The following is a 20336-nucleotide window of genomic DNA, read 5'->3' as shown; positions in this document are numbered from 1 at the left end:
GCCGCATGATCCCGAGAACCCTGTTCAGTTCCGAGCACGAACTTTTCCGTGACAGCGTGCGGACTTTCCTCGAAAAAGAGGCGGTGCCATTCCATGGTCAATGGGAAAAACAGGGTTACATCGATCGCAAACTCTGGAACAAGGCAGGGGAGGCGGGGATGTTGTGCTCGCACCTGCCGGAAGAATACGGAGGCCTGGGGGCAGACTTTCTTTACAGCGCCGTCGTCATCGAAGAGGTGGGGCGCCTGGGGCTGACCGGTATCGGCTTCTCGCTGCATTCGGACATCGTGGCGCCGTACATCCTGCATTACGGCAGTGAAGTGCTGAAGCACAAATACCTGCCGAAACTGGTCTCCGGGGAAATGGTCACGGCCATCGCCATGACCGAGCCGGGCGCGGGCTCTGACCTGCAAGGGGTGAAAACCACGGCGGTGCTCGAGGGTGATGAGTACGTGATCAACGGCTCCAAGACCTTTATCACCAACGGTTTTCTTGCGGACCTGGTCATTGTCGTGGCCAAGACCGATCCGAAGGCGGGGGCAAAAGGCACAAGTCTGTTCCTGGTTGAAGCCAACACGCCGGGGTTCGAAAAGGGCAAGCGTCTGGAAAAAGTCGGGATGAAGGCTCAGGACACCTCGGAGTTGTTCTTCCAGGATGTGCGCGTACCGAAGGAGAACCTGCTGGGCCAGGCCGGGATGGGCTTCGCCTACTTGATGCAGGAATTACCGCAGGAACGCCTCACCGTGGCCATTGGCGGTCTGGCTTCGGCCGAAGCGGCGCTGCAATGGACGCTGGATTACACCCGTGATCGCAAGGCATTCGGCAAGGCCATTGCCGACTTCCAGAACACTCGATTCAAACTGGCGGAGATGGCGACGCAAATCCAGATCGGCCGGGTCTTCGTCGATCGCTGCCTGGAACTGCACCTGCAAGGCAAGCTCGACGTGCCGACGGCGGCGATGGCCAAGTACTGGGGCACTGACCTGCAATGCCAAGTACTCGACGAATGCGTGCAACTGCATGGCGGCTACGGGTACATGTGGGAATACCCGATTGCACGGGCGTGGGCGGATGCGCGTGTGCAGCGGATTTATGCCGGGACCAACGAGATCATGAAGGAGATCATTGCCAGGTCGCTTTGATCGGGGCATGCCATCGCGGGCAAGCCCGCTCCCACAGGTACAGCTTGATCCTTGTGGGAGCGGGCCTGCTCGCGAAGGAATCTATGGATCAATCAAGGCGCAGGATTCGGATGATCCTTGTGAATCGCCTCGATCCCTTCCAGCACTTCGTCCGAAAGTTTCAGATCAAAACTGGCGATGTTGCTGTCCAGCTGCTCGAGCGTCGTGGCGCCGATGATATTGCTGGTCACGAACGGTTGCTGGGTCACAAACGCCAGCGCCATCTGCGCCGGGTCCAGGCCGTGCTCACGGGCCAATGCCACATAACGGCTGCAGGCGGCTTCCGACTGTGGGTTGAAATAGCGGCTGAAGCGGCTGTAGAGGCTCAGTCGACCTTTTGGCGGACGCGCGCCACCTTCGTACTTGCCCGACAGGAAGCCGAACGCCAGCGGCGAATAGGCCAACAGGCCGCACTGTTCGCGGATGGCGATTTCCGCCAGGCCGACTTCGAAGCTGCGGTTGAGCAGGTTGTACGGGTTCTGGATCGACACCGCGCGCGGCCAGCCACGGGCTTCGGCGAGGGCGAGGAAACGCATGGTGCCCCACGGTGTTTCGTTGGACAGGCCGATATGGCGGATCTTGCCGGCCTTGACCTGTTCGTCCAGCGCTTCGAGGGTGTCTTCCAGTGGCGTCAGGTTGGCTTCGATCTTGTGTTTGTAGCCCAGCTGACCGAAGAAATTGGTGCTGCGTTCCGGCCAGTGCAACTGGTACAGGTCGATGTAGTCAGTCTGCAGGCGCTTGAGGCTGGCATCCACGGCTTCGGTGATGTGCTGTCGGTTGTGACGCAGGTTTTTGTCGCGGATGTAGTCGATGGTGTTGCCGGGGCCGGCGATCTTGCTGGCCAGGATCCAGTCGGCACGATCACCGCGGCTTTTGAAGTAATTGCCGATGTAGCGTTCGGTGGTGGCGTAGGTTTCGGCCTTGGGCGGCACCGGATACATCTCGGCGGTGTCGATGAAGTTGATCCCGGCGCTCTTGGCCCGCTCGATCTGGGCGAAGGCGTCTGCCTCGCTGTTTTGCTCGCCCCAGGTCATGGTTCCGAGGCAGAGGGCACTCACATTCAGATTGGTCCGGCCTAGCTGGCGATAGTCCATCGGGTGCTCCTTGGGCAAAACAATCATAAAAGCAGGTTGAATTATTTTTCGCAATCTGCATAATTGCGCACCTCTTTCTGCAGTGGAAGTGATGCGCCGCCGCCGAAGAATCTTGCCGTTGAACGGACGCGCCGACCCGAGCCCCCGAAAGCGTCTGTATCCGGCTGCCTTTGACTTGTCAAAGTACGCACTATTCAGTAAGATCCGCCGTCTAATTTACAGGGCGGCCCCTGAGGCTATAAAGAATGAAAACTTTTACTGCTAAACCGGAAACAGTAAAGCGCGACTGGTTTGTCGTCGACGCTGCTGGTCAGACCCTGGGTCGTCTGGCCACCGAAATCGCGAGCCGTCTGCGTGGCAAGCACAAGCCTGAGTACACTCCTCACGTTGACACCGGCGACTACATCGTCGTAATCAACGCTGAGCAGATCCGTGTTACCGGTGCTAAAACCACTGACAAAATGTACTACTCCCACTCCGGTTTCCCGGGCGGCATCAAGTCGATCAACTTTGAAAAGCTGATCGCCAAGGCCCCTGAGCGCGTGATCGAGACCGCGGTTAAAGGCATGCTGCCTAAAAACCCACTGGGTCGCGACATGTACCGTAAGCTGAAAGTCTATGCGGGCGCTGCACACCCACATACTGCTCAGCAGCCCCAAGAACTGAAGTTTTAACGGAATAGTACATTATGTCGGCGACTCAAAATTACGGCACTGGCCGTCGCAAGACCGCAACCGCACGCGTTTTCCTGCGTCCGGGTACTGGTAACATCTCCATCAACAACCGTTCGCTGGATAACTTCTTCGGCCGCGAAACTGCCCGCATGGTAGTTCGTCAGCCGCTGGAGCTGACTGAGACTGTCGAGAAATTCGACATCTACGTCACCGTGATCGGTGGTGGTGTAAGTGGTCAAGCTGGCGCAATCCGCCACGGCATCACTCGCGCTCTGATGGATTACGACGAGACTCTGCGCAGCGCTCTGCGTAAAGCCGGCTTCGTAACCCGCGATGCTCGTGAAGTTGAACGTAAGAAAGTTGGTCTGCGTAAAGCGCGTAAGCGTCCGCAGTACTCGAAGCGTTAATTCGCTTCCACGTTCAAAAAAGAACGCCCGGTTTCCTCACGGAACCGGGCGTTTTTTTATGCGTGCGATTTATCAAAGAATTGCGCTGTGACAACTTGCCACATCCGTAGACCCCCTATACTGCAAGGCTTGGCAGTGGTGCCTCGGGGTAATTACCTTGTCAGAATTGGGGCTTTTCATTACCATTCGGCAAAATTTTTATAAGTGCATAGATTTACTTAGTAGATGCCTGATTTAACAGGCCACAAAGCTGATGGGAGAGGACTGAATGAGCAATGACGGCGTGAATGCAGGCCGGCGTCGCTTCTTGGTAGCAGCCACATCCGTGGTGGGTGCTGCAGGAGCGGTGGGGGCTGCGGTCCCGTTCGTGGGGTCATGGTTTCCCAGTGCCAAGGCGAAAGCCGCAGGTGCACCGGTGAAAGTGAATGTCAGCAAAATCGAGCCAGGCCAGCAGATGATTGCTGAGTGGCGCGGTCAGCCGGTATTTATCGTCCGCCGTACACAGGAAATCCTGGGGAATCTGAAGAAGATCGAGGGCCAGTTGTCTGACCCGACCTCCAAGAACTCGACACAACCGACCTACGTCGACCCGGAAACGCGGTCGATCAAACCTGAAGTTCTGCTGCTGATCGGTATCTGCACCCATCTGGGTTGCTCGCCGACATTCCGTCCTGAAGTGGCGCCTGCTGATCTGGGCAAGGACTGGGTCGGTGGTTATTTCTGCCCTTGCCACGGCTCCCACTACGATTTGGCTGGCCGCGTCTACAAGTCGCAACCTGCGCCTTTGAACCTGCCAGTTCCCCCGCATTCCTATGAGACCGATGACGTCATTGTCATTGGCGTCGATACGGAGAAAGCGTGATGAGCAAGTTCATGGATTGGGTTGATGCGCGCTTTCCCGCGACCAAAATGTGGGAAGACCATCTCAGCAAGTATTACGCCCCGAAGAACTTCAACTTCTTCTATTTCTTTGGTTCCCTGGCGCTGCTCGTTCTGGTCAACCAGATCGTTACCGGTGTCTGGCTGACCATGAGTTACACCCCGTCGGCTGAAGAGGCATTTGCTTCCGTCGAATACATCATGCGCGACGTCGAGTACGGCTCGATCCTGCGTCTGCTGCACTCCACTGGCGCGTCGGCGTTCTTCATCGTGGTCTATCTGCACATGTTCCGTGGCTTGCTCTACGGCTCGTACCAGAAGCCGCGTGAGCTGGTGTGGGTCTTCGGCATGCTGATCTACCTGGCGCTGATGGCCGAAGCCTTCATGGGTTACCTGCTGCCTTGGGGTCAGATGTCTTACTGGGGTGCCCAGGTGATCATCTCGCTGTTCGGTGCGATCCCGGTCATCGGTAACGACCTGACCCAGTGGATTCGTGGTGACTACCTGATTTCCGGTATTACCCTGAACCGCTTCTTCGCCTTGCACGTGGTGGCCTTGCCGATCGTGATTCTCGGCCTGGTGGTGCTGCACGTTCTGGCGCTGCATGAAGTCGGTTCGAACAACCCTGACGGCGTGGACATCAAGAAACACAAAGACGAAAACGGCGTACCGCTGGACGGCATTGCCTTCCACCCGTACTACACCGTTAAAGATATCGTCGGCGTGGTGGTGTTCCTGTTCATCTTCTGCTCGATCGTGTTCTTCTTCCCGGAAATGGGCGGGTACTTCCTCGAGAAACCGAACTTCGAACAGGCCAACCCGTTCAAGACGCCTGAGCATATTGCTCCGGTCTGGTACTTCACCCCGTTCTACGCGATTCTGCGGGCGGTTCCGGACAAGCTCCTGGGCGTTATCGCCATGGGCGCGGCCATTGCGGTGCTGTTCGTCCTGCCGTGGCTGGACCGCAGCCCGGTCAAGTCGATGCGTTACAAGGGCTGGTTGAGCAAGATCTGGCTGGTGATGTTCTGTATCTCGTTCGTGATCCTGGGCGTGTTGGGTGTACTGGCTCCGACTCCAGGTCGTACCTTGCTGTCGCAGGTCTGCACGTTCCTGTACTTCGCCTACTTCATTCTGATGCCGTTCTACACCAGGCTCGAGAAGACCAAACCGGTTCCGGAAAGGGTGACTGGCTGATGAAAAAACTATTTGCTGTATTGATGCTTGCGGCGCTGCCGGTGTTCGCTTTCGCTGCTGGGGGCGGTGGTCCTGAGCTGGAAAAAGTCGACATCGACGTGTCTGATAAAGCTGCCATGCAGGATGGCGCGCGTACGTTCGCCAACTACTGCATGGGTTGCCACAGCGCCAAGTTCCAGCGTTATGAGCGTGTTGCCGATGACCTGGGCATTCCTCACGAACTGATGCTCGAAAAGCTGGTGTTCACCGGCGCCAAGATCGGCGACCACATGAACATCGGTATGCAGCCGGCTGACGCTAAGGCCTGGTTCGGTGCGGCTCCGCCCGACCTGACCCTGGTTGCCCGTGTTCGCGGCACCGACTGGCTCTACGGTTACCTGAAGTCGTTCTATGAAGACCCGTCGCGTCCTTGGGGTGTGAACAACAAGGTTTTCCCGAACGTCGGCATGCCTAACGTTCTGGTTGGCCTGCAAGGTCGTCAGGTGGTCGGTTGCAAGCAGGTTCAGATCGTCGAAGACGGCAAGAAGCAATATGATCCGCTGACCGGTACCGCGCTGACTCATGAAGCGTGCGATCAGCTGACCATTGTGCCGAAAAGTGGTGCTTTGACCGAAGAGCAGTTCGATGAGAAGGTCAAGAATCTGGTAACCTTCCTGGCTTACTCGGCTAACCCGGTTAAGCTGCAACATCAGCGCATCGGTACGTATGTATTGCTGTACCTCGCGTTCTTCTTCGTATTCGCCTACTTGCTCAAGCGCGAATACTGGAAAGATGTGCACTGATAAAGCTTTAAGCAATTGCTGTTAATCGCGCGCGCCCAAGGGCGCCTCTGAAAATGTAACGAGCCTGGTGTTCCGGGCGTTACGGGAGGCGCCCTCTGGGCGCGCTCGTTTTTCCGCTTCCGATAATTTCTACAAGCGAGGAGGATCGCCATGGGCGTGACCAATCGGTTGGCCTGTTACTCCGACCCCGCCGACCACTATTCCCACCGAGTGCGAATCGTACTGGCAGAGAAGGGTGTCAGCGCCGAGATCATTTACGTTGAAGCTGGCCGTCAGCCGCCTAAACTGATCGAAGTGAACCCTTATGGCAGCTTGCCCACCCTGGTCGATCGTGACCTGGCGTTGTGGGAGTCTACGGTGGTGATGGAATATCTGGATGAGCGTTACCCGCACCCGCCGCTACTGCCGGTTTATCCTGTGGCGCGTGCCAACAGCCGTCTGCTGATGCACCGCATTCAGCGCGACTGGTGTGGTCTGGTGGATCTGATTCTGGATTCGCGGACCAAAGAAGCGGCGCGTGTCGTGGCGCGCAAAGAACTGCGTGAAAGCCTGACGGGCGTTTCGCCGTTGTTCGCCGACAAGCCGTTTTTCCTCAGTGAGGAACAAAGTCTGGTGGATTGCTGCCTATTACCAATACTCTGGCGATTGCCGATCCTGGGTATAGAACTGCCGCGGCCAGCCAAGCCGCTGCTTGATTACATGGAGCGCCAGTTTGCGCGTGAGGCTTTCCAGGCGAGTCTGTCTGGTGTCGAACGCGATATGCGCTAAAGGCTTAAGGAGCCGCTATGAACTCCAGTCGACCTTATCTGGTCCGCGCGCTCTACGAGTGGATTGTTGATAACGATTGCACCCCGCACATGCTGGTGAACTCCGAGTATCCCTCGGTGCAGGTTCCGCAGGGTTTTGCCAGTGACGGGCAGATTGTCCTGAACGTATCGCCACAAGCGGTGCGTCATCTGCACATGGACAACGAGGCGGTAAGCTTCGAAGGCCGCTTTGGTGGTGTGCCACATACGCTGTACGTGCCTATCGCATCGATCCTGGGTATCTACGCCCGGGAGAATGGCCAGGGCATGGTGTTTGATCTGGAATCGCCTATGGACGACGAGGAAGAGATCGAGCCGGATGATGATATTCCGCCGCCCGACAGCGAGCCGCCGCGTCCCAGCGGTCGACCCAGTTTGAAGGTGGTGAAGTAATAAAAAAAGGCGATCCGAATGGATCGCCTTTTTTATTACTGTGAGAGCCCGCTTGCTGGCGATGGCGATTTCAAAATCGCCATCGCCGAGAGGGTCAGTCGATGTACTCAAACAGTTTCACAATCTTCTGCACGCCAGAGACGCCCTGCACCAGATTGGTTGCCTGGGCGGCTTCCTGTTTGGTCAGCAAGCCCAGCAGGTAGACGATGCCGTTCTCGGTGACAACCTTGATGCGCGAGCCCGGAATGTTCGGATCGGTGAGCATCTGCGTCTTGATCTTGGAGGTCAGCCAGGTGTCGTTCTGGCGAGCCAGGAAGCCGGAGGGTGGGAGAATCTGCAGTTCGTTGTGGACCGTCTTCACGCGTTGAACGGCTGCGGCAGCCTGTTCGGCCTTGGCCTTGAGGTCGGCTCGCGGGGTTTGGCCGGCAAGCAGCACCACGCCGTTGAAGCTGGTCACGACGATGTGCGAGTCGTTATCCAGGGCCGGGTCGGCCTTGGCGATGTTCACGCCGACCTTGGTGTCGATCAGCGAGTCATCGATCTTGCTACCGAAAGTGCGGGTGCCGCGGTCGTCTTCAATGGGGGCTTCACGGCTGGCATTAACCACCGAGGTGCAGCCGCTGATGCCGAGGCACAGGGTCAGGGCCAGTAGGCCGAGGCGATTAGGGGTCATTCTTCACTCCCGAACAGTTGGCTGTCGATCAAGTCGCAAAGGCAATGGATCGCCAGCAGGTGGACTTCTTGAATGCGTGCGGTGACGTTGGCGGGTACGCGAATCTCCACGTCCTCGGGCAACAGCAGCGACGCCATGCCGCCGCCATCGCGACCGGTCAATGCTACGACAATCATTTCGCGATCATGTGCGGCCTGGATCGCCTGAATTATGTTTGCCGAGTTGCCGCTGGTGGAAATCGCCAGCAATACATCGCCCGGTTGGCCCAGGGCGCGGATCTGCTTGGAGAAGATTTCGTTGTAGCTGTAGTCGTTGGCGATCGAAGTGATCGTCGAGCTATCGGTGGTCAGCGCGATGGCCGGCAGGCTAGGGCGCTCGCGTTCGAAGCGGTTGAGCAGCTCCGACGAGAAGTGCTGGGCATCACCGGCAGAACCGCCATTGCCGCAGGAGAGCATTTTGCCTTCGTTGAGCAGCGCATTGACCATGACCTGGCTGGCTTGCTCGATGTGCGGTGCAAGTACGTCCATCGCCTGTTGCTTGGTGTCGATGCTGGCCTGAAAAAGCTGGCGAATTCTGGATTGCATGTCCATCTGTGTGACCTTAATGAGCGCGGCTGTCCGGCACGTGAAAGTGCAGCCCGCAAAACAAAGAGCAAAAATGTTGGGTTGTATCCGCTTCGTGGCGCAGGCGATCAGCTGTCGAAGGCATTCTGCAACCAGTTCAACTGATCGAGGTGGCTGTCGATGGCAACCACGTCGAAACGGCAAGGGGAATTGGCCCAGCGCGACTCGCGCTGAAGAAAATACTGCGCGGCAAAAATCAGTTTCTGCCGTTTGCGCTCATCAATGCTATCGAGCGCGCCACCCCATTGAGTGTTTTTTCTGTAGCGAACTTCAACGAATACTACTGTATCGCCATCAAGCATGACCAGATCAAGCTCGCCGCGTTTACACAACCAGTTCTGCGCCAACAGGCGCAGACCTTGTTGTTGAAGATGTTCGAGCGCATGGCGCTCGGCATCTTTACCGCTTTGCTGGCGTGACCTGTCAGGCATCAGCGTGGCGTGTTCGGCAGGCGTTGAACCTGACCGTTGACGAACTCGGCCCACGGCAACTGCCGCACGACACGCTGGTTCTGGGTCATGCTCAGGCTGCCCGACTGGCCTTCGATGCGACTGTCCGGCAGGGCCTTGAGTTGGCCCAGGCGTGGCGCCAGGCGATAGGCGTCGACACCCATTGCATACAAGCGCCCCAGGCTACCGGCGGCTTGTGGCCATTGCGCCGTGACTTGTTGGCGCAGCGGATCATTCGCGTCCAAAAGCCATGGCGTTTCGCAGAAGCGAACGCCGTTCATGTCGTTGTACTGGTTGACATCACCGCTGGCGCTGAACACGTGGGAAGTGGCGTAGACCGGAACGTCACCGGCGTACTGGAAGTTCAGGGTTGGTTTGATCTGTTGCGCTTGTTGCGGCGTGGCGGCGAGGAAGATGAACTCGATGTCCTGACGGCGCGAAGGCTGGGCAGCGACCGTAGAGCCTACGGTGCTTTGCAGGCTCTTGGCGCGGCCTTCGCTCTGGCGCAGCTGGAACATGTCGGCAATCTGCTGGGCCAGTTGAACGGGCTGGTCAACACGCTCGGTGGCAACGATGCTGCCGCCATTGGCTTGCCAGTCCTGGCTGAACGCCCTGAGCACGCGGTCGCCCCATTCGCCTTTCGGCACCATGATGGCGGCACGATGCAGGCCGTCGGCGCGAGCGCGGCGGGACACTTCGCGGGCTTCGTCTTCAGCGGCAAGGCCGAACTGGAACAACTGCGCCGGACCTTGTTCGCCTTCGCTGTAGTTCAGCGCCAGGGTAGGGAGCGGCAGTTGCGGGCGAGTGCTCAGCTGTTTGACCAGCGGCTTCTCCAGCGGGCCGACGACCAGTTGCACGCCGTCTGCCTGGGCCTTGCGGTAGAACTCGTCGAGGGAGGTCAGGCGCGAGCTGTCATAGAACTCGATGGCTGGGGGGGTCTGCCCGGCTTGTTGCGCCTGATAGTGAGCGGCCATGAAACCTTCGCGCAGTGCTTTGCCCACGGAGCCCAGCGGACCGTCTTGTGGCAGCAACAATGCGATTTTGCCCAGGGGCTGACTGGCGAGCTCTTTGAGCTTGGTCAATGGCAGTGGCAACTGGACGGCGGCCGGGTGTTTCGGATTCTGCTGGCGCCAGTTGTCGATGGCCGTCTGTTGCTGTTCCAGGGTGCCGGCCGTCTTCACCGCCAGCGCCAGGCCCATCCAGCCGCCGAGATCGTCGGTGGTGTTGGGCTGCAATTGATCAGTCGGCAGCGAGGCGATCAGTGTCCAGATCGCTTCGTGGTTTTTGCTGGCGGCCTCACCTTTGAGCATCGGCGCGATGAAGATCCGCTCCCTTGCGGCGGCCAGGGTCTGGCCGTCGGCTTCAAGGGCGCGGGCACGGACGGTGCCGGTGCGGATCTGTTGTTCTTCCGGCAATTCGCCCAGGCGTTGCAGGCTTGGATGGCTCAAGGCCGTCAGCGCGGCTTTCGGCTGGTTGCGGGTCATCGCCAATTCGGCGGCCAGTGTGCTGGCGAATACCTGCTGACCGGGCTTGAGTTGCTCCACGGGTACTTGCTGCAGGATTTGCGCGGACTGGGCGGCATTGCCCTGGCGGTAGGCCAGGTCAGCGGCGCTCAGGCGAAACAGCGCAGCGTCTTCCGGCGATTTGCTTTGGGCGGCCTTCTCGAGCAGTTGCTCGATGCTGGCATCCGGGGTCCGTGGAAGTTCGCCAAGGCTGGAGGAGGGCGAGCTGGCGCAAGCCGCCAGCAAGGCAGCGAGGCAGAGGGCAGTAAACAGCCGCAGGCAAGCGATCATGTAAGTGTTCCTGATACTCGATCAAATTAGCGTGGAATTGTACCCAAGCACTGGCCGGGGCGCGATGTTAGTGGCATGAATCGATCAATTTAGCGTGCGCAAATGTTCCCGTGCGGCACAAAAGGCGGCAAAAGCGAGTGTTGCTCGCGCGCATCGCGAGTGTCGCTACGGGTTACAATGGCTGCTTTCTCGATCATGAGGTGTGCGCTTTGACTGCTCCAGGTGCTTTGAATTCCGCTGCGGGCTCGCTTTATGTGGTGGCGACGCCCATCGGCAACCTGGACGACATCAGTGCGCGCGCGCTGAAGATCCTGCGCGAGGTTGCCTTGATCGCCGCCGAGGACACTCGCCATTCCCAGCGTTTGATGCAGCACTTCGGTATTCCGACGCCGCTGGCGGCGTGCCATGAGCACAACGAGCGCGATGAAGGTAGTCGCTTTATTACCCGTCTGCTCGCGGGTGATGATGTGGCACTCATCTCCGATGCCGGCACGCCGCTGATTTCCGACCCTGGATATCATCTGGTGCGCCAGGCCCGCGCTGCCGGGATCAACGTGGTGCCGGTGCCGGGGGCCTGCGCTCTGGTTGCCGCGTTGTCGGCAGCCGGCTTGCCTTCGGACCGTTTCATCTTTGAAGGTTTCCTGCCGGCCAAGGCTGTGGGGCGGCGAGCGCGTCTTGAGTTGGTAAAGGAAGAGCCGCGCACGCTGATTTTTTACGAAGCGCCGCACCGCATCCTGGAATGTTTGCAGGACATGGAACTGGTGTTCGGACCTGAGCGTCCGGCATTGCTGGCTCGCGAACTGACTAAAACCTTTGAAACGCTCAAAGGGTTGCCGCTGGCCCAATTGCGCGAGTTCGTCGAGTCGGACAGCAATCAGCAGCGCGGCGAATGCGTGGTGCTGGTCGCTGGCTGGACGGCGCCCGAGTCTGAAGATGCGGTCAGCAGCGAGGCCATGCGCATTCTCAACCTGTTGCTCGAAGAAATGCCGCTCAAGCGGGCGGCGGCATTGGCGGCGCAAATTACCGGCGAGCGTAAGAATGTTCTTTATCAGGTCGCGCTGGATAAACAGAAAAGCGAGTGAAACCCGACGCGCAGGCGTCCTCGAAGGCTTTTAGCGCTTGTTCTTCGGGCGCTCTGCCGTTAACCTGCGCGGCGGAGAGTCGATCGGACAGTCGCTGCCCTCTATGAAAATTAGGGGGGGGAGGAAAGTCCGGGCTCCATAGGGCGAAGTGCCAGGTAATGCCTGGGAGGCGTGAGCCTACGGAAAGTGCCACAGAAAATAACCGCCTAAGCGCTTCGGCGCCGGTAAGGGTGAAAAGGTGCGGTAAGAGCGCACCGCACGTCTGGCAACAGTTCGTGGCTAGGTAAACCCCACTTGGAGCAAGACCAAATAGGGTCCCAAGGCGTGGCCCGCGCTGGGACCGGGTAGGTTGCTAAAGATGTCCAGTGATGGCCATCGTAGACGAATGACTGTTCAAGACAGAACCCGGCTTACAGATCGACTCTCCACCTTTTTCTTTCCTCTGCTTGATTCATCGGGCAGGGTCCTGGTGATAGCAATTTCCCTCCTTTCGGAGTCGCCAGGAGAAGCGCTTTTGTGATATCGATTAGCCCACGCTTTTAGTGATCGCAATAACTCCACGCAGCACCGGTTTCCCTCCTTTCGGAGTCGCCAGGAGAAGCGCTTTTGTGATATCGATTAGCCCACGCTTTTAGTGATCGCAAAAACTCCACGCAGCACTGGTTTCCCTCCTTTCAGAATCGTCGGCGAAGCACTTTCGTAATACCAAAAAAATCTTACTCTTAATAAATTACTTTAACTTTCGAACGCAGCCTTCCGTGCTGATTCAAGTTATTGGTCGGTTTCATCCGCCAGATTCTCGTTACCCCTTCTTTTATGCTCCTAAATCTCAGTTCTGTAAGGGTTTTCCTTTAATGCGCGCCTTGACGGTGTGGTGGGCGCATTCCTATAGTGTGCGCAAGTGGCGGAAAGTGGCATGAAGTGGGTTTTTTGAACGCAAAACGCTAATATTTGGAGAAACGCTGACGTGTTTCGCGGAGCCAACGCAATCAGTCTCGATGCAAAGGGCCGTCTCGCTATGCCGAGCCGGTACCGTGACGAGCTCGATTCGCGTAGTTCCGGGCAGTTGATCGTCACCATTGATGCCGTTGATCCGTGTTTGTGTGTTTACCCCCTCGATGAGTGGGAAATTATTGAAACCAAACTGCGCGCACTGCCTTCGCTTCGCGAAGAGAACCGCCGCCTGCAACGTTTACTGATTGGTAATGCCGTCGACCTCGAGCTCGATGGCAGTGGTCGTTTTCTGGTTCCGCCGCGTCTTCGTGAATATGCCAAGTTGGATAAGCGCGCGATGTTGGTAGGCCAACTGAACAAGTTCCAATTGTGGGACGAGGATGCCTGGAATGCGGTTTCTGCCGCTGACCTGGCTGCTATTCAACAACCGGGCGCGATGCCTGATGAACTGCGTGATTTGATCCTGTGACTATTGATAGCGGCTTTAACCACATCACCGTACTGCTTGACGAAGCCGTCGAGGCTCTCGCCGTACGTCCTGATGGCTGCTATCTGGATGGCACGTTCGGGCGCGGCGGGCACAGCCGGTTGATCCTCAGTCAGCTCGGTCCCGATGGTCGGTTGCTCGGATTTGACAAAGATCCTCAAGCGATTGCCACAGGGCAAACGCTAGCGGCCGAAGACGGCCGCTTTGTCGTTGTGCAGCGCAGCTTTGCCGAGCTCGGTTCCGAAGTGGCCGAACGCGGCATGACCGGCAAGGTCAGCGGTATTTTGCTCGACCTCGGCGTCTCTTCGCCGCAGCTCGACGACCCGGAGCGCGGCTTCAGTTTTCTCAACGATGGACCTTTGGACATGCGCATGGACCCGTCCCGCGGGATCAGCGCTGCCGAGTTCGTCAACACTGCGCCGGTGGAAGAAATTGCCCGTGTGTTCAAGGAATACGGCGAAGAGCGTTTCTCTGGTCGCATGGCCCGTGCCGTGGCCGAGCGGCGTGATATCAAGCCGTTCGAGCGCACTGCCGATCTGGCCGAAGTACTGAAAGTCGCCAATCCTGCCTGGGAAAAAGGCAAAAACCCTGCAACCCGCGCGTTCCAGGGCCTGCGTATTCACGTCAACAACGAACTGGGTGATCTGGAAACCGGCCTCGAAGCCGCTCTGGAATGCCTGGAAGTCGGTGGTCGTCTGGTGGTCATCAGCTTCCACTCGCTGGAAGACCGCATCGTCAAACTGTTCATGCGCAAGCTGGTGAAAGGCGAAGCCGACAACCTGCCGCGCAACCTGCCGGTTCGGCACGTCGCCTTCGAACCGAAAATCAAAGTCCATGGCAAAGCGCAGACGGCCTCCGACGCCGAACTCAAAGCCAACCCACGTTCCCGTAGCGCTGTCATGCGTGTGGCGGAGAAGCTGCGGTGAGCAAGCTTTTCGCCAAGCCACTTCCCGGCGGAAGCTTTTTCATGCTGCTGTTGTTTGTCGGCGTGCTCGTGTCGGCCATCGGCGTGTCCTACAGCGCGCACTGGAATCGCCAGTTGTTGAACTCGCTGTACAACGAGTTGAGCGTGCGCGACAAGGCGCAGGCTGAATGGGGCCGGTTGATTCTGGAGCAGAGCACCTGGACCGCCCATAGCCGTATCGAAGTGCTGGCCACCGAACAACTGAAAATGCGCATTCCTGGCGCCGCCGACGTGCAGATGGTGGCGCCATGATGAAACTCGAAGGCGCGCTCTTTCCGTGGCGTTTCCGTCTGGTGCTGGGTTTACTCGGCGTCATGGTGGCTGCGATTTGCTGGCGCATCATCGATCTGCAAGTGGTTGACCGTGACTTCCTTAAAGGTCAGGGCGACGCACGCAGCGTTCGGCATATTCCTATTCCGGCTCACCGTGGTCTGATCACCGACCGTAACGGCGAACCGCTGGCCGTCAGTACACCGGTGACCACCCTGTGGGCCAACGCCAAGGAAATGCAGCAGTCCAAAGAGAAGTGGCCGGCGCTCGCCGCCGCGCTCGGGCAAGACCCGAAGGCCCTGGCCGAGCGCCTTGAGGCTCAAGCCAATAAAGAATTCATTTACCTGGTGCGCGGGCTGACGCCTGAGCAGGGTCAGTCTGTGCTCGACCTGAAAGTGCCGGGCGTCTATGGCATTGAAGAATTCCGCCGCTTTTATCCGGCCGGTGAAGTCACCGCGCATATGGTCGGCTTCACCGATATCGACGATCACGGTCGAGAAGGTATCGAACTGGCTTATGACGAATGGCTGGCCGGGGTGCCGGGCAAGCGTCAGGTGATCAAGGACCGGCGCGGCCGGTTGATCAAGGATGTCCAGGTTACAAAAAACGCCAAGGCCGGAAAGCCCTTGGCGTTGTCCATTGACCTGCGCCTGCAATACCTGGCCAACCGCGAGTTGCGCAACGCGATCATCGAGAACGGTGCCAAGGCCGGCAGCCTGGTGATCATGGACGTGAAGACCGGCGAGATTCTCGCCATGGTCAACCAGCCGACCTACAACCCGAACAACCGCCGCAACTTGCAGCCGGCGATGATGCGTAACCGCGCAATGATCGACGTGTTCGAGCCGGGTTCGACCATGAAGGCGATTTCCATGAGCGCCGCGATCGAAACCGGCCGCTGGAAACCGACCGACACTGTCGAGGTGTACCCGGGCTCCTTGCAGATCGGCAAGTACACCATCAAGGACGTGTCCAGGACCGAGGGTCCAGTGCTCGACCTGACGGGCATTCTGATCAATTCCAGTAACGTCGGCATGAGTAAGATCGCCTTCGATATCGGTGGCGAGACGATTTTCCGCCTGGCACAGAAAGTCGGCCTCGGCCAGGACACCGGCCTCGGTTTCCCCGGCGAGCGCGTTGGTAACCTGCCGAACTACCGCGAATGGCGCAAGGCCGAGACCGCGACGCTGTCCTACGGCTACGGCGTTTCCGTGACCGCGATCCAGTTGGTTCACGCCTTCTCGGCGCTGGCCAACAACGGGCGCCTCGCGCCGTTGACACTGATCAAATCCGACAAAGCGCCGCAAACGACGCAGGTGCTGCCCGAAGCGGTTGCGAAAACCATGCAAACCATGTTGCAACAAGTGATCGAAGCACCGCGCGGCGTGTTCCGTGCGCAGGTGCCGGCGTATCACGTGGGCGGCAAATCGGGTACTGCGCGCAAAACCTCGGTGGGTACCAAGGGCTACGCCGAAAACTCCTACCGCTCGCTGTTTGCCGGTTTCGGCCCGATGAGCGATCCGCGTTACGCCATCGTGGTGGTCATCGACGAGCCGACCAAGGCCGGTTACTTCGGTGGTCTGGTATCGGCGCCGGTGTTCAGCCGCGTAATGTCCGGCACCCTGCGCCTGATGAACGTCACCCCGGACAACCTGCCACCTACTCAACAAGCGAACGCAACGCCGGTCGTTCCACTGAAAGCCAATGGAGGGCGCGGCTGATGTCTCTAAGTTTGAACAAGATTTTCCCCCACGCCGGCCACGATCTGTTGATCCGTGAATTGGCGCTCGACAGCCGCAACGTGCGCGCGGGTGATTTGTTCCTCGCTGTGCCGGGCGGCAAATTCGACGGTCGTGCACACATTGGCGATGCGTTGCAGCGCGGTGCCGCAGCCGTGGCGTATGAAGTGGAAGGCGCCACCGTGCTGCCGATCACTGACGTGCCATTGATTCCGGTCAAAGGCCTGGCTGCGCAGCTGTCGGACATCGCCGGACGCTTTTATGGCGAGCCGAGTCATCATCTGAATCTGGTCGGCGTGACCGGCACCAACGGCAAGACCAGCGTGACTCAGCTGGTTGCCCAGGCGCTGGATCTGCTCGGTCAGCACTGCGGCATCGTCGGCACGCTGGGGTCCGGTTTCTACGGCGCGCTGGAAAGCGGCCTGCACACCACGCCGAATCCGATCGCCGTGCAAGCGACCCTGGGCGACCTGAAAAAGGCCGGTGCCAAAGCCGTCGCCATGGAAGTGTCGTCCCATGGCCTGGATCAGGGCCGTGTCACTGCCTTGGCTTTTGATGTGGCGGTGATGACCAACCTGTCCCGCGATCATCTGGATTACCACGGCACCATGCAGGCCTACGGCGAAGCCAAGGCGAAGTTGTTCGCCTGGAACGATTTGAAGTGCCGGGTGGTTAACCTCGACGACGACTTCGGCCGGCAACTGGCTGCGGAAAAACGCGAATCGCGGTTGATCACCTACAGCCTGCTCGACAGCGGCGCCTACCTGTATTGCCGCGAAGCGCAGTTCGACGACGAAGGTGTGCGCGCCACGCTGGTCACGCCTCAGGGCGAGCACCATCTGCGCAGCACCTTGCTCGGTCGTTTCAACCTGAGCAATGTTCTGGCGGCGGTCGGTGCCTTGCTCGGCCTCGACTACGCGCTGGACGAAATTCTCAAGGTGTTGCCGAAACTTGAAGGCCCCGCCGGACGCATGCAGCGCCTCGGTGGCGGCACTCAGCCGTTGGTGGTGGTCGATTACGCCCACACCCCGGATGCCCTGGAAAAAGTCCTGACGGCATTGCGTCCGCACGTCAAAGGTCGGCTGCTGTGCCTGTTCGGCTGTGGCGGTGACCGTGATCGCGGCAAGCGTCCGCTGATGGCCGAAGTGGTCGAGCGCCTGGCCGATGGCGTGCTGGTGACTGACGACAACCCGCGCACCGAAGATCCGGCGATTATTTTCGATGACATCCGTGCCGGTTTCACGGCTGTGGATAAAGTTACCTTCGTGGCTGGCCGTGGCCAGGCGATTGCCCAATTGATCGCCGCCGCGTCTGCGGACGACGTGATCGTGCTGGCGGGTAAAGGTCACGAGGACTATCAGGAAATCAACGGCGAGCGCCATGCCTTCTCCGACCTGGTCGAAGCCGATCATGCCTTGACCGCGTGGGAGGTGGCCCATGCTTAAAACCTTGAAACTGAGCGAACTGACCGGCGCGCTGAATGCACGCCTGGTGTCTGCCGATGCCAGCTTCGACGGTGTCAGCATTGATAGCCGTGCGATCAAGCCGGGCCAACTGTTCATAGCCCTGACCGGTCCACGCTTTGATGGTCACGATTATCTGAATGACGTTGCGGCGAAAGGCGCCGTGGCGGCATTGGTCGAGCGCGAAGTCGCTGATAGCACGCTGCCGCAATTGCTGGTCAGCGATACCCGCAAGGCCCTCGGCCAGTTGGGTGCCCTGAACCGCCAGGCCTTCACTCGCCCGGTCGCCGCCATTACCGGTTCCAGCGGCAAGACCACGGTCAAGGAAATGCTCGCGAGCATCCTGCGTACCCGCGGTCCGGTGCTGGCGACCCGTGGCAACCTGAACAATGACCTCGGTGCTCCGCTGACCCTGCTCGAACTGGCGCCGGAACACACCGCTGCGGTAATTGAGCTCGGCGCCTCGCGTCTGGGTGAAATTGCCTACACCGTGGGCATGACCAAACCCCATGTGGCCATTCTCAATAACGCCGGGACCGCCCACGTTGGCGAGTTCGGCGGGCCGGAAAAAATCGTCGAAGCCAAGGGCGAGATTATCGAAGGGCTGGATGCCGATGGCGTCGCCGTTCTCAATCTTGACGACAAGGCATTCGCTATCTGGAAGGCGCGTGCCGGCGAACGCAAAGTGCTGACGTTCGCCTTGAGCACCGCCAGCGCCGACTTCTATGCCAGTGACCTGACCACCGATGCCCGGGGTTGCCCGGCGTTCAATCTGCACACGCCTGAAGGTGTGGAGCGCGTGCAATTGAACCTGCTCGGCACCCATAACGTGGCCAACGCGATGGCTGCTGCCGCTGCTGCCCATGCCCTGGGGGTATCGCTGTTCGGTATCGCCACCGGTCTTGGCGCCGTGCAGCCGGTCAAGGGCCGTACCGTCGCGCAGCTGGCCAGCAATGGCATGCGCGTTATTGATGATACTTACAACGCGAACCCCACCTCGATGTGCGCTGCCGTTGATATACTCGCCGGCTTTTCCGGCCGCACCGTTCTGGTGCTCGGGGATATCGGCGAGTTGGGCGATTGGGCGGAGCAGGGGCACCGTGACGTGGGCGAGTACGCCCGTGGCAAGGTTTCTGCGCTGTACGCCGTCGGGCCCATGATGGTTCACGCCGTCAACGCCTTCGGTCCACAGGCCTTTCACTTCAGCACGCAGGCTGAGCTGATCAATGCCCTGGGCGCCGAGCAAGATCCAAACACCACCATTTTGATCAAGGGCTCGCGCAGCGCCGCGATGGAAAACATCGTCGCCGCTTTGTGCGGGACCAGTCTGGAGAAACATTAATGCTGCTGCTGCTAGCGGAGTATCTGCAACAGTTCTACAAAGGCTTCGCGGTCTTTCAGTACCTGACCCTGCGCGGGATTCTCGGTGTACTGACCGCGCTGGTTTTGTCGCTGTGCTATGGCCCGTGGATGATCCGCACTTTGCAGAACCGTCAGATCGGCCAGTCCGTTCGTAACGATGGTCCGCAATCGCACCTGTCCAAGTCGGGCACCCCGACCATGGGCGGCGCGCTGATTCTGTCGTCGATCGGCGTCAGCACTCTGCTGTGGGCCGACCTGACCAACCGCTACGTCTGGGTGGTGCTGTTGGTGACCTTGCTGTTCGGCGCCATCGGCTGGGTCGATGACTACCGTAAAGTGATCGAGAAGAATTCCCGCGGCTTGCCGAGCCGCTGGAAGTATTTCTGGCAGTCGGTATTCGGCCTGGGCGCGGCGATCTTCCTTTATATGACCGCTGCCACGCCGGTGGAAACCACGCTGATCCTGCCGATGCTCAAGGACTACAGCATTCCGCTGGGCGCCGGTTTCATTGTCCTGACCTATTTCGTGATCGTCGGTTCGAGCAACGCGGTCAACCTGACCGACGGCCTCGACGGCCTGGCGATCATGCCGACCGTGATGGTTGGCGGTGGCCTGGGCATTTTCTGCTACCTGTCGGGTAACGTGAAATTCGCCGAATACCTGCTGATTCCTTATGTACCCGGCGCGGGTGAGTTGATCGTGTTCTGCGGCGCACTGATCGGTGCGGGCCTTGGCTTCCTGTGGTTCAACACCTACCCGGCGCAAGTCTTCATGGGTGACGTCGGCGCACTGGCGCTGGGCGCGGCCCTGGGCACCATTGCTGTGATCGTCCGTCAGGAAATCGTCCTGTTCATCATGGGCGGCGTGTTCGTGATGGAAACCCTGTCAGTCGTCATTCAGGTTGCGTCCTTCAAGCTGACCGGTCGCCGTGTGTTCCGCATGGCACCGATTCACCACCATTTTGAACTCAAGGGCTGGCCCGAGCCGCGCGTGATCGTCCGTTTCTGGATCATCACCGTGATTCTCGTGTTGGTCGGCCTTGCCACCCTGAAGCTGAGGTAGAAACT

General features: G+C 59.1%; 21 protein-coding genes and 1 other RNA gene. 17 read left to right on the top strand and 5 right to left on the bottom strand.

Annotated elements, in window-relative coordinates; all coding sequences use genetic code 11:
* Positions 1-5: 5 nt before the first annotated feature.
* On the top strand, positions 6-1142 hold the full coding sequence (locus M5G20_RS21525; protein ID WP_273920752.1) for an acyl-CoA dehydrogenase family protein: 1137 nt from the start codon (positions 6-8) through the stop codon (positions 1140-1142).
* 92 nt (positions 1143-1234) lie between these two features.
* On the opposite strand, the gene M5G20_RS21520 is transcribed toward M5G20_RS21525, so the two are convergent.
* Entirely contained in the window at positions 1235-2275 is a 1041-nt protein-coding gene (locus M5G20_RS21520) for an NADP(H)-dependent aldo-keto reductase (RefSeq protein WP_273920751.1), read from the bottom strand.
* Between the two features lie 245 nt (positions 2276-2520).
* Here M5G20_RS21520 and rplM point away from each other — a divergent pair, with 245 nt between their 5' ends.
* From rplM to M5G20_RS21485, 7 genes are all read left to right on the top strand, one after another.
* Complete coding sequence (gene rplM, locus M5G20_RS21515) at positions 2521-2949, top strand: 50S ribosomal protein L13 (protein WP_007917032.1); 429 nt, start codon at positions 2521-2523, stop codon at positions 2947-2949.
* A gap of 14 nt (positions 2950-2963) precedes the next feature.
* Positions 2964-3356, top strand: a complete 393-nt coding sequence (gene rpsI / locus M5G20_RS21510; protein WP_003228056.1) for a 30S ribosomal protein S9 — start codon at positions 2964-2966, stop codon at positions 3354-3356.
* A 268-nt stretch (positions 3357-3624) separates the two neighbouring features.
* Entirely contained in the window at positions 3625-4218 is a 594-nt protein-coding gene (petA, locus tag M5G20_RS21505) for a ubiquinol-cytochrome c reductase iron-sulfur subunit (RefSeq protein WP_273920749.1), read from the top strand.
* Positions 4218-5429 (top strand): cytochrome b, encoded by a 1212-nt coding sequence (locus M5G20_RS21500; protein ID WP_273920747.1) that lies wholly within the window; start codon positions 4218-4220, stop codon positions 5427-5429. Before petA ends, M5G20_RS21500 begins: the two co-directional genes overlap by 1 nt.
* A complete protein-coding gene (locus M5G20_RS21495; protein WP_212626605.1) occupies positions 5429-6211 on the top strand; it encodes a cytochrome c1 in 783 nt (260 codons plus the stop codon). The genes M5G20_RS21500 and M5G20_RS21495 overlap by 1 nt, the downstream gene beginning before the upstream one ends.
* Before the next feature lie 150 nt (positions 6212-6361).
* Positions 6362-6979, top strand: coding sequence for a glutathione S-transferase N-terminal domain-containing protein (locus M5G20_RS21490; RefSeq protein WP_056853210.1), 618 nt, complete (start codon positions 6362-6364; stop codon positions 6977-6979).
* Between the two features lie 17 nt (positions 6980-6996).
* Positions 6997-7410 carry a ClpXP protease specificity-enhancing factor gene (locus M5G20_RS21485; protein ID WP_212626606.1) on the top strand — a complete coding sequence of 138 codons (414 nt, stop codon included), beginning with the start codon at positions 6997-6999 and terminating at the stop codon, positions 7408-7410.
* Between the two features lie 94 nt (positions 7411-7504).
* Here M5G20_RS21485 and M5G20_RS21480 read toward each other — a convergent pair whose 3' ends face one another.
* From M5G20_RS21480 to M5G20_RS21465, 4 genes are all read right to left on the bottom strand, one after another.
* Entirely contained in the window at positions 7505-8083 is a 579-nt protein-coding gene (locus M5G20_RS21480) for a BON domain-containing protein (protein ID WP_056853208.1), read from the bottom strand.
* Entirely contained in the window at positions 8080-8673 is a 594-nt protein-coding gene (locus M5G20_RS21475; protein WP_007904374.1) for a phosphoheptose isomerase, read from the bottom strand. The genes M5G20_RS21480 and M5G20_RS21475 overlap by 4 nt, the downstream gene beginning before the upstream one ends.
* Before the next feature lie 101 nt (positions 8674-8774).
* A complete protein-coding gene (locus M5G20_RS21470) occupies positions 8775-9137 on the bottom strand; it encodes a YraN family protein (RefSeq protein ID WP_133840321.1) in 363 nt (120 codons plus the stop codon).
* Positions 9137-10948, bottom strand: coding sequence for a penicillin-binding protein activator (locus M5G20_RS21465; RefSeq protein WP_273920745.1), 1812 nt, complete (start codon positions 10946-10948; stop codon positions 9137-9139). The genes M5G20_RS21470 and M5G20_RS21465 overlap by 1 nt, the downstream gene beginning before the upstream one ends.
* Before the next feature lie 209 nt (positions 10949-11157).
* Between M5G20_RS21465 and rsmI the strand changes: the two genes are divergently transcribed.
* From rsmI to mraY, 9 genes are all read left to right on the top strand, one after another.
* On the top strand, positions 11158-12030 hold the full coding sequence (rsmI, locus tag M5G20_RS21460) for a 16S rRNA (cytidine(1402)-2'-O)-methyltransferase (protein ID WP_273920744.1): 873 nt from the start codon (positions 11158-11160) through the stop codon (positions 12028-12030).
* Between the two features lie 75 nt (positions 12031-12105).
* An RNA gene (rnpB, locus tag M5G20_RS21455) (RNase P RNA component class A) lies at positions 12106-12459 on the top strand.
* Between the two features lie 538 nt (positions 12460-12997).
* Positions 12998-13453 carry a division/cell wall cluster transcriptional repressor MraZ gene (gene mraZ, locus M5G20_RS21450; RefSeq protein WP_007917012.1) on the top strand — a complete coding sequence of 152 codons (456 nt, stop codon included), beginning with the start codon at positions 12998-13000 and terminating at the stop codon, positions 13451-13453.
* Positions 13450-14397 carry a 16S rRNA (cytosine(1402)-N(4))-methyltransferase RsmH gene (gene rsmH, locus M5G20_RS21445; RefSeq protein ID WP_412071934.1) on the top strand — a complete coding sequence of 316 codons (948 nt, stop codon included), beginning with the start codon at positions 13450-13452 and terminating at the stop codon, positions 14395-14397. The genes mraZ and rsmH overlap by 4 nt, the downstream gene beginning before the upstream one ends.
* Entirely contained in the window at positions 14394-14687 is a 294-nt protein-coding gene (gene ftsL / locus M5G20_RS21440) for a cell division protein FtsL (protein WP_075945622.1), read from the top strand. Before rsmH ends, ftsL begins: the two co-directional genes overlap by 4 nt.
* Positions 14687-16426, top strand: coding sequence for a peptidoglycan D,D-transpeptidase FtsI family protein (locus M5G20_RS21435; protein WP_273920783.1), 1740 nt, complete (start codon positions 14687-14689; stop codon positions 16424-16426). Before ftsL ends, M5G20_RS21435 begins: the two co-directional genes overlap by 1 nt.
* Positions 16426-17889 carry a UDP-N-acetylmuramoyl-L-alanyl-D-glutamate--2,6-diaminopimelate ligase gene (locus M5G20_RS21430; protein ID WP_273920743.1) on the top strand — a complete coding sequence of 488 codons (1464 nt, stop codon included), beginning with the start codon at positions 16426-16428 and terminating at the stop codon, positions 17887-17889. Before M5G20_RS21435 ends, M5G20_RS21430 begins: the two co-directional genes overlap by 1 nt.
* Positions 17882-19249, top strand: a complete 1368-nt coding sequence (locus M5G20_RS21425) for a UDP-N-acetylmuramoyl-tripeptide--D-alanyl-D-alanine ligase (RefSeq protein ID WP_273920742.1) — start codon at positions 17882-17884, stop codon at positions 19247-19249. The genes M5G20_RS21430 and M5G20_RS21425 overlap by 8 nt, the downstream gene beginning before the upstream one ends.
* A complete protein-coding gene (mraY, locus tag M5G20_RS21420) occupies positions 19249-20331 on the top strand; it encodes a phospho-N-acetylmuramoyl-pentapeptide-transferase (protein ID WP_008005012.1) in 1083 nt (360 codons plus the stop codon). Before M5G20_RS21425 ends, mraY begins: the two co-directional genes overlap by 1 nt.
* Positions 20332-20336: the final 5 nt, after the last annotated feature.

Origin of the sequence: Pseudomonas sp. TNT2022 ID1044 (genome assembly GCF_028656895.1) — a bacterium.
GTDB lineage: Bacteria > Pseudomonadota > Gammaproteobacteria > Pseudomonadales > Pseudomonadaceae > Aquipseudomonas > Aquipseudomonas reinekei.
This window is presented reverse-complemented; position numbering and strand designations above follow the sequence as displayed.

Coding starts and splice junctions, on each gene's coding strand:
- M5G20_RS21525 (WP_273920752.1), top strand. CDS start 6: ATGATCCCGAGAACCCTGTTCAGTTCCGAGCACGAACTTTTCCGTGAC.
- M5G20_RS21520 (WP_273920751.1), bottom strand. CDS start 2,275: ATGGACTATCGCCAGCTAGGCCGGACCAATCTGAATGTGAGTGCCCTC.
- rplM (WP_007917032.1), top strand. CDS start 2,521: ATGAAAACTTTTACTGCTAAACCGGAAACAGTAAAGCGCGACTGGTTT.
- rpsI (WP_003228056.1), top strand. CDS start 2,964: ATGTCGGCGACTCAAAATTACGGCACTGGCCGTCGCAAGACCGCAACC.
- petA (WP_273920749.1), top strand. CDS start 3,625: ATGAGCAATGACGGCGTGAATGCAGGCCGGCGTCGCTTCTTGGTAGCA.
- M5G20_RS21500 (WP_273920747.1), top strand. CDS start 4,218: ATGAGCAAGTTCATGGATTGGGTTGATGCGCGCTTTCCCGCGACCAAA.
- M5G20_RS21495 (WP_212626605.1), top strand. CDS start 5,429: ATGAAAAAACTATTTGCTGTATTGATGCTTGCGGCGCTGCCGGTGTTC.
- M5G20_RS21490 (WP_056853210.1), top strand. CDS start 6,362: ATGGGCGTGACCAATCGGTTGGCCTGTTACTCCGACCCCGCCGACCAC.
- M5G20_RS21485 (WP_212626606.1), top strand. CDS start 6,997: ATGAACTCCAGTCGACCTTATCTGGTCCGCGCGCTCTACGAGTGGATT.
- M5G20_RS21480 (WP_056853208.1), bottom strand. CDS start 8,083: ATGACCCCTAATCGCCTCGGCCTACTGGCCCTGACCCTGTGCCTCGGC.
- M5G20_RS21475 (WP_007904374.1), bottom strand. CDS start 8,673: ATGGACATGCAATCCAGAATTCGCCAGCTTTTTCAGGCCAGCATCGAC.
- M5G20_RS21470 (WP_133840321.1), bottom strand. CDS start 9,137: ATGCCTGACAGGTCACGCCAGCAAAGCGGTAAAGATGCCGAGCGCCAT.
- M5G20_RS21465 (WP_273920745.1), bottom strand. CDS start 10,948: ATGATCGCTTGCCTGCGGCTGTTTACTGCCCTCTGCCTCGCTGCCTTG.
- M5G20_RS21435 (WP_273920783.1), top strand. CDS start 14,687: ATGAAACTCGAAGGCGCGCTCTTTCCGTGGCGTTTCCGTCTGGTGCTG.
- M5G20_RS21430 (WP_273920743.1), top strand. CDS start 16,426: ATGTCTCTAAGTTTGAACAAGATTTTCCCCCACGCCGGCCACGATCTG.
- M5G20_RS21425 (WP_273920742.1), top strand. CDS start 17,882: ATGCTTAAAACCTTGAAACTGAGCGAACTGACCGGCGCGCTGAATGCA.
- mraY (WP_008005012.1), top strand. CDS start 19,249: ATGCTGCTGCTGCTAGCGGAGTATCTGCAACAGTTCTACAAAGGCTTC.